Annotated in this window: 7 protein-coding genes; 5 read left to right on the top strand and 2 right to left on the bottom strand. The window is 35.3% G+C overall.

Features of this window, described 5'->3' with window-relative positions:
* Window positions 1–77: 77 nt before the first annotated feature.
* On the bottom strand, window positions 78–569 hold the full coding sequence (locus E1171_RS12785; protein ID WP_155206398.1) for a DUF4293 domain-containing protein: 492 nt from the start codon (window positions 567–569) through the stop codon (window positions 78–80).
* A gap of 277 nt (window positions 570–846) precedes the next feature.
* Here E1171_RS12785 and truA point away from each other — a divergent pair, with 277 nt between their 5' ends.
* The 3 genes from truA to E1171_RS12770 all read left to right on the top strand — a co-directional run bounded on the left by truA (window position 847) and on the right by E1171_RS12770 (window position 4,411).
* Complete coding sequence (gene truA, locus E1171_RS12780; RefSeq protein WP_187696430.1) at window positions 847–1,599, top strand: tRNA pseudouridine(38-40) synthase TruA; 753 nt, start codon at window positions 847–849, stop codon at window positions 1,597–1,599.
* A gap of 370 nt (window positions 1,600–1,969) precedes the next feature.
* Window positions 1,970–3,730 (top strand): ABC transporter ATP-binding protein, encoded by a 1,761-nt coding sequence (locus E1171_RS12775; RefSeq protein WP_155206397.1) that lies wholly within the window; start codon window positions 1,970–1,972, stop codon window positions 3,728–3,730.
* A 150-nt stretch (window positions 3,731–3,880) separates the two neighbouring features.
* Complete coding sequence (locus E1171_RS12770; protein ID WP_155206396.1) at window positions 3,881–4,411, top strand: hypothetical protein; 531 nt, start codon at window positions 3,881–3,883, stop codon at window positions 4,409–4,411.
* Window positions 4,412–4,487: 76 nt separating this feature from the next.
* Here E1171_RS12770 and E1171_RS12765 read toward each other — a convergent pair whose 3' ends face one another.
* Window positions 4,488–5,912, bottom strand: coding sequence for a pyridoxal phosphate-dependent decarboxylase family protein (locus E1171_RS12765; protein WP_155206395.1), 1,425 nt, complete (start codon window positions 5,910–5,912; stop codon window positions 4,488–4,490).
* Between the two features lie 476 nt (window positions 5,913–6,388).
* On the opposite strand from E1171_RS12765, the gene E1171_RS12760 reads away from it, so the two are divergent.
* Together E1171_RS12760 and E1171_RS12755 are read left to right on the top strand one after the other, a co-directional pair.
* Entirely contained in the window at window positions 6,389–7,321 is a 933-nt protein-coding gene (locus E1171_RS12760) for a ketopantoate reductase family protein (RefSeq protein WP_155206394.1), read from the top strand.
* Window positions 7,322–7,590: 269 nt separating this feature from the next.
* Window positions 7,591–8,010 (top strand): DUF2165 family protein (locus tag E1171_RS12755; protein ID WP_155206393.1); only part of this gene is annotated, 420 nt, incomplete at its 3' end.

Raw genomic sequence — 8,010 nt, 5'->3', positions numbered from 1 at the left:
TTTACCAGAAAAAGCAAAAAACCGGACACCAATAAATTAGATGTCCGGTTTTTTTCAATTCCTTTGTGAAGGATGTCTTAGCGAATTCGATCTACTGACCTAACCAATTCTTCATCTTTTTTAATAAATCTGTTGGCAATTAAATTGAAAAATAAAGCAACTACAGGAAGATAATACCCCAATTCATATTTCCCTTTGATTTCAGGTAAAAAGATGGGCTCTCCTTTAAAATAAATGGAATAGGTAGAAGCCATGGCAACACCCACAATTATTAGGGCATTCAATAAATTTAATTTCAATTGGGTAAGCCTGTTTTTATATGAGAAAAGGGAAGCAAAGGCAATGATGGAGGCCAAAATGCTTAAAGCCACAATATAATAGTTAGTTACTTCTGACACTATTTTTTGTGTGCCATCCGCAGCTGTTTCCATATGGATGAGGTGAAAGGCATTAAGGGTGATGGTCTGATTTGTTTCCGGATCATTTTTTACCCAAATGTTCAAAAACACCATGACGATCATGCAAATACCTGTTCCTAAAAGAAATAAGGATTGTTTTCTTTGTATCATAACTTAAATGATTTTTCAATGCGCAAATTAAATAGAATTTTAAGAACCAGACAAATAAAGGGGAGAATGGATACAAGATAAAATTGAATTAAGACCTTAGTTTTTAAATTCCTTAAAATCCCTAAATCTGTAACTTTATATGTCCCTGTTGATCAAAATCAGTGATTTGAATTGATTTTGATTTTTATGGGATGAAATGATAGATTTTTCCAGGTAATGCTTAATTCATAATTGCTTCATGCTTCCTAATTCTTAATTCTTACTTACTTTTGCAGCTGTGAAATACTTTTTAGAAATAGCTTATAAAGGAACAGCTTATCACGGTTGGCAAATTCAGCAAAATGCTCGAACTGTACAAGGAGAGCTGGAGGGTGCGTTGAAGAAGATCTTGGGTCTTCAGGAAATAAAAACAATGGGCAGTGGGCGGACCGATACTGGAGTACATGCCCGTCAGCAGTTTTTGCAAGTAGAAGTGGAGGCTCCCCTAACCGAAAATAAACATGGATATAAGTTAAATGCTGTTCTTCCTCGGGATATTTCGGTTTCTTCCATTAGGCAAGTATACCCTGAGGCAAATGCCCGTTTTGATGCCGTTTTAAGGAGTTATGAGTACCATATTCATCAAAGGAAAGATCCCTTTTTACAGGGTTTAAGCTATTATTACCCCAACCATTTGGATGTGGACCGCATGAATCAAGCTGCGACTCATTTGTTAGATTGGCAGGATTTTGAGTGTTTTAGTAAAGTTCAGACTGATGTAAAAACTTTTTTATGTGATATAGAACATGCGATGTGGAAAAAATCTAAAGGCAACCTGGTTTTTCATATAAGGGCGAATAGGTTTTTACGGGGAATGGTTCGGGCAATTACCGGAACTTTATTGGAAGTAGGGGCTGGAAAACGATCTGTGGATGAGTTTAGGTTGGTGCTTGAAAGTAGAGATCGTAATTTAGCGGGTAGATCTGTTCCTGCTCAGGGCCTTTTTCTCACCGAAGTTCATTATCCTAAAAATATATTTTTAAATAGTTAAGACAACTCAACTTAGGCATTGAAAAATCGTTGAAAGAGGGAGATAAAATGATTTTGCGGTTTTTTCGTTACTCTCTTCTAATAATTGACCTTTCAAAGAGGAATAATGAAGATTTACAATGTCCTTCCATTGGATTTTTATCCGGCTAAGAAATAAAGGTAAAAAAAGTTAGACCTTTGGGACTGATTCAAGTGCTTTGTTCTTACAATTTATCTTGTGAGAAAAAGCTCTGTAGAGAAATAAAGCAATTGTTATTTGGAAAAGACCAGTTATTTAATCGCACAATTTTTTAGAAATTTGAATTTATTATTAGACATGATTACGAATGAGTTTCTAGTTCGTAATTCTTATTTCGTAATTAAACTTAATAATGGATATAGAATCAAGGAGTGGTAGAATATTTGATCTTGCTGTATTAAAACGTCTTTTTCAGTTTATTAAACCTTATTCCGGTCGGTTTTGGCTGTTAGTGGTTCTCACTGTTGCTTTGGCATTCTTAGCTCCGGCCAGGCCTTTTTTGATCCAACATACTATAGACAACTTTGTGGCTTTCGGTGATTTTGATGGCCTGGTCAAAATGGTTGTTCTCATGTTAGGGCTTTTGGTGATTCAGGCAGGAGTACAGTTTTCACACACTTATCTTTCCGGATGGTTAGGGCAACACATTATTTTAGATATTAGGAAGGCTCTTTTTAAGCATTTGGTCCGTTTGCGACTAAAATTTTACGACCGTACCCCTATTGGTCGTTTGGTTACACGTTCTGTTTCTGATATTGAAACTCTTGCAGATGTGTTTAGTGAAGGATTGGCTGCCATGATGGGGGATCTACTTCAATTGGTGGTTATTATTGCTGTAATGTTTTTTACCGATTGGAAACTTACCTTGGTTTGCTTGTCCACATTACCTGTTTTGCTTTTTGTTACCTATGTTTTTAAAGAAAAAGTGAAGGTAGTCTTTAATAGGGTGCGAAATGCTGTGGCTAATCTTAATTCCTTTGTACAGGAGCATATTACTGGAATGAGTATTGTCCAAATATTTAATAGTGAAAAGCAAGAGTATGAGCATTTCAAAAAAATCAATGAGGAGCATAAAAGGGCGAATGTAAAATCTGTAAAATATTATTCTATTTATTTTCCTGTGGCGGAGGTAATCCAGGCTACTGGAATTGGTTTATTGATTTGGTTTGGTGCGGGTCAGGCCATGAATGAGCAAATTACCTTGGGTGTGATGATTTCTTTTATCATGTATATTCAGATGTTCTTCCGGCCGATTCGTCTAATTGCCGACCGTTTTAATACCCTTCAGATGGGTGTGGTGAGTACCGATCGGATCATGCGCCTTATTGATAGCAATGAACATATTCCCAATGAAGGTTCTTTTACCCCTGCTCAAATTAAGGGAAGATTTTCTTTTAATGAGGTGTGGTTTTCTTACAATCCAGATCAATATGTTCTGAAAAATATTTCTTTTAATGCTGAAGTCGGACAAACAGTGGCAATTGTGGGGGCTACAGGTGCAGGAAAATCTTCTGTAATCAATTTGCTCAATCGCTTTTATGAAATCAATAAAGGGCATATCACCTTAGATGGGGTAAATGTTAACGAATATGAGCTTAACTTTCTAAGAAGTAATATTGGAGTGGTTTTACAAGATGTCTTTTTGTTTTCTGGTTCTATTCGAGAAAATATTACTTTGGGTAACCCCGATATCACTGAAAAACAAATTGAGAAAGCTGCGACTCTCGTGGGGGCACAAAAATTTATTGATCGCCTACCGGGTGGGTTAGATTACAATGTGATGGAAAGGGGCTCCACCTTGTCTGTCGGGCAAAGGCAATTGATCTCATTTGTACGTACCATGGTTTATGATCCCAAAATTATAGTGTTGGATGAAGCTACATCATCGGTTGATTCGGAAACTGAGGAGATGATTCAAAATGCAATGGAAAAGTTGATGGCTAACCGTACATCTATTGTTATTGCACATCGGTTATCAACTATCCAAAAGGCGGACAATATTATTGTTTTAGATAAGGGAGAAATAAAAGAACAAGGTACACATGAGGAGCTTCTTGGGGTAGAAGGCTATTATGCACAATTGTACCAAATGCAATATAGGGAGGTGAATTAAAATAAAATTTGAAATTAAAAATCAGAATAAATTTCAAGCTGATTTTAATCTTAATATGATTTATTCCATTCCTAGGGTAGTTGGTTAGGAATTAAGGTTTAGAAAAACTTCAATGGAAGATCGGATAATTCTGATTTAAAATGTTCGTAAATGAGTAAAAAAATTATACTAAGACTCGCTCTTTTCCTTTTTTTAGGTGTTGCCAGTATTGTTTATATCCAATTGGGAGGATTTAATGAAGTGAAAATTTCCGTAAAGGAAAATATAAATTATACCTTGATAGGAAAGTCCTTTGAAGGAAGGTATAAGAGTAAAGAAGTGAAAAACATCTTTTTTGATACTCGGAGATTGTTGGAAGAGGGAGAACTTCATGGTACCTTGGCAATCATTTATGATCAAGACCCTTCAGAAAATGAAGGAAATATGAAGAGTTTTACTGGGATCATTCTTGAAAAGCCTATTTCAAAAATTCCAAAAGGTTTTGAAGAAAGGAAGTTTAAAGCCTTCACAGTCGTTCAAGCTCAGATTAATGCTCACCCCCTTGTTATGCCTACTCCAGAAAAGATTAAAGAGAAGTTGAAAATTTATGCTCAAGAACAGGGTTTAGAATTGCAAGATATTTCTATTGAGAAATTGGTAGGGGAACGTGAATTGGTAGTGGAAATACCAGTGAAACAATAATTAATATTGAAGAATTAATAATGAAAGGGGAAGGCGATTTCTTTTATTATTAATTCTTCAATATTCTTTTTCTATCTTAACTTTTTACCTTTAATTTTTCAGCTTCTTTTAAAATCATTGCCCAGGCATTATCTAAATGTTCTTTTTTGACATAGGTTTGACCTATGACAAACCTCAACACCAACTGGCCATTCACTTTTGTATGTGTAAGGTAAATCTCTCCGGATTTATTAAGATTATCCATTAAATCCTTATTCATGGAATTAAGCTCCTCTACTTCAGGAAAGCCTGAGGGTCTCCATCTGAAACAAAACATATTCAAAAAAGGAGGCATTATTAATTCAAAATCTGGGTGTTGGTCTACCGTATTCGCCAATTCCTTACTTAGTTGAATATGATTTCGCAATTGTTGTTGGAGTCCTTTAATACCAAAGCTTCTAATTACGAACCATAACTTCAGGGCTCTAAATCTCCGACCTAGTGATACTTGCCAATCCCGATAGTCATTGACTAATCCCCTTGAACCTGTTTTTAGATATTCAGGAAGGATATCGAAAGTTTTGATAAGAGACTTGGAGTTTTTGATGAAATAAGCTGAACAATCGAAGTTGGTAAATAACCATTTGTGTGGATTAAATACAAAGCTATCTGCCTTCTCTATGCCTTCAATCATCCACCGATATTCAGGTAATATCAAAGCAGAACCTGCATAGGCAGCATCAATATGTAACCAAATTTTATATTTTCGGCAAATCTCGGCTATTTCCTTTATGGGATCTATAGCCAAAGTTCCTGTAGTACCAACTGCAGCTACTACACAACAAGGGTTAAATCCGTTATTAATATCCTCCTGTATTGCTTTTTCTAGGTCAGCCGCTTTTAATTGCATTTTTTCATTAACCGCTATCTTCACTAGGTTCTTTCTTCCAATTCCGGCTATCTTTACTCCCTTTTCTACAGAAGAATGAACTTGTGAAGAACAATAGACTCTTAGATTGGGAGGCACCCCATTTTCATTAGATTCAAAATTGGTTTTAATTTCCCTTGCTGTTAAGATAGCAACCAAAGTGGCAGAGGAGGCGCTATCTTGAATAACTCCTTGAAATTGGGAAGGCAGGCCCAATGAATCTCTTAGCCATTCCATGATTTTTTCTTCCAGTTCGGTGGCAGCAGGAGAAGTTTCCCAGATCATCCCTTGTATACCTAATGAAGCTGTTAATATTTCACCCAAAATGGACTCAAAAGAAGTGTTCGCTGGAAAATAGGCATGAAAGTTTGGGTGTTGCCAATGCGTGATACCAGGCAGGATAATTTTTTCGAAATCCGCCATGATAGCCTCAAAAGACTCAGAGTCCTGAGGAGCTTTTTCCGGAAGTTGATTATAAATCTCCTTAGGTTTAACTTGTGACTTTACAGGATAGGAAGTGATGTTTTGATAATATTGCTTTATCCATTCAATTAGTTGGGAAGTGTTTTCTGGAAAATCTTTTAAATCAATCATTATAAAGGTATTTATAGAAAAAGAAAATAGCTGTATAAAAAGGCATGAATTGGGGTATGGCCTCAGCTTATAAAATGTGAATTGTAAAATTGATAATAATGGTTCGTAAGAAATTTCCGAACCGTAAAAAAGAAAATCATATTCTAATTTATAAAAATCTTCTATTCTTGGGGTTTTTCCAAATACACAAAATTTGTTCTTTTAGTTTTTGAACTATAATCTTTTTTGAAATTAAAATTTATATTCTAATAAAATTTTATTCTCTTTTCCCATGACACTTTTTAAATACACAAAGTTTAAACATGTAAATTGCATAAGAATTAGGTATTATTTCCCATGGTTTTGGAGAGGCTGTCAGATATTATTTAAATTGGCAAAAAAGCCTGAATCTCAACTTTAGGCTTTTTCCTATTTATTTTTTTAAAATCCTAATTCTTAATAAACTTAATAGAGTTCAAATATTTAATTTCTTTAAAATGGCAATTAGAAACATTTGTGTATTCGGAATAGGGGGAGTAGGAGGTTATTTTGGAGGTCTCTTATCGAATACTTTTGACAAGAATGATGGCAAAGATGTTTATTTTGTTGCTCGAGGAGAGCATTTAAAAGCAATTCAAGAGAAGGGGCTTGAGGTACACAAAGGGAATGAACGGTTAGTTTGCCATCCTACTTTATGTACAGATAATCCTGAAGAACTACCTGCTTGTGATTTGATCATTCTCTCCGTTAAATCTTATGGATTAGATGAAGCCATTCGACAATTAAGGCCCATTATTCACGAGAATACGGTTATTCTGCCTCTCTTAAATGGAATGGATATTTATGAACGAATTCGCAAAAACCTTTCCACTGCTTATGTGCTTCCCGCTTGTGTTTATATCGTCTCCTTTATTGATGCACCAGGAATTATCGCTAAAAAAGGAAGTGTAGAAAAAATTTTGATGGGACAGGACCCTGCAAAAGCTGATTTTCCGCAAAAGGATGATTTATTTGAGGTATTAAGCCAGGCTAATATTCATTTCGAATGGCCTGAGAATGTTTATACAGCCATCTGGACAAAATTTACTTTTATTGCGGGATTAGCATTGGTTACCGGTTGCTATCGCAAATCTGTTGGGGAAGTGATGGCTGATGTAAATTATAGAAGTGAATTTGAAAAGGTTATGAAAGAAATTAAGGGAATTGCAAAAAAATTAAATATTCCATTGGCTCCGAACATGGTAGAAGATCACCTCAAATTGGCCGATAGTTTTCCTTTTGAGGGCACAACTTCTTTTTTAAGAGATCTGGAATCTGGAAGAAGTCAAAATGAGGGGGATTTATTTGGAGGAGCAGTTATTCGGATGGGAAGAGAACTAGGTGTTCCGGTGTCTTTTACCGAAAAGGTTTATTCTAAAATTAGTGAATGAGTAAGTGAAGGGTTTTGGTATATATAATTTCGGTTTTTGGATTCAAAATCATTAAAAGATATGGGGAGTGGCTTTCTTTCCTATTTTTGAAAAGCTACTTTTTAAAATCATGAAATTATTACGCTTCGGTGAAAAAAGGTAAGGAAAAGCCTGGGGAAGTGTGAATACCAATAATATTTAATATTGGATCTCTGCCTTATAGCATAAATTGCTCCTTCTTTCCTATGCCCGCTTCGGAATAAAGACAATGTTGATTTTGTTGATTTGATATGGTTATTCGTTGGTCAAAAATCATATTGGTCTTTTCTATTTCTTTTTACGTCACTTTAGTGGTTTTTAATAACCTGACTGATTATTACTCCAATTATTACTTTGTGCAGCATGTATTAAGCATGGATACCACCTTTGTTGGCAATAAGGGCATGTGGCGGTCCCTCCCATTTTCCTTTTTTCATCACTTGGCTTATTTACTTATTATTTTGGTGGAAGGGTTAATGGCTTTTTTTACTTTTTTGGGAGGTTATAGACTGTATAAAGTAAGGAATAGTGTTTATGAGTTCAATAATTCAAAAGGAGTGGCTATTTCCGGTCTAATATTGGGAGTTTTACTTTGGTTTGTAGGTTTTATGGCAATCGGGGGTGAATGGTTTTTGATGTGGCAGTCTGAAAAATGGAATGGACAACAGGCT

Source organism: Xanthovirga aplysinae, assembly GCF_009711365.1.
GTDB lineage: Bacteria > Bacteroidota > Bacteroidia > Cytophagales > Cyclobacteriaceae > Xanthovirga > Xanthovirga aplysinae.
Note: the sequence above shows the minus strand (reverse complement) of the source record. Positions and strands in the feature narration are given on the sequence as shown.

What these genes read in the sequence shown, in the direction of transcription:
- E1171_RS12765 (WP_155206395.1), bottom strand. Translation starts at nt 5,912, where the DNA reads ATGATTGATTTAAAAGATTTTCCAGAAAACACTTCCCAACTAATTGAA.
- E1171_RS12785 (WP_155206398.1), bottom strand. Translation starts at nt 569, where the DNA reads ATGATACAAAGAAAACAATCCTTATTTCTTTTAGGAACAGGTATTTGC.
- E1171_RS12775 (WP_155206397.1), top strand. Translation starts at nt 1,970, where the DNA reads ATGGATATAGAATCAAGGAGTGGTAGAATATTTGATCTTGCTGTATTA.
- E1171_RS12760 (WP_155206394.1), top strand. Translation starts at nt 6,389, where the DNA reads ATGGCAATTAGAAACATTTGTGTATTCGGAATAGGGGGAGTAGGAGGT.
- E1171_RS12770 (WP_155206396.1), top strand. Translation starts at nt 3,881, where the DNA reads ATGAGTAAAAAAATTATACTAAGACTCGCTCTTTTCCTTTTTTTAGGT.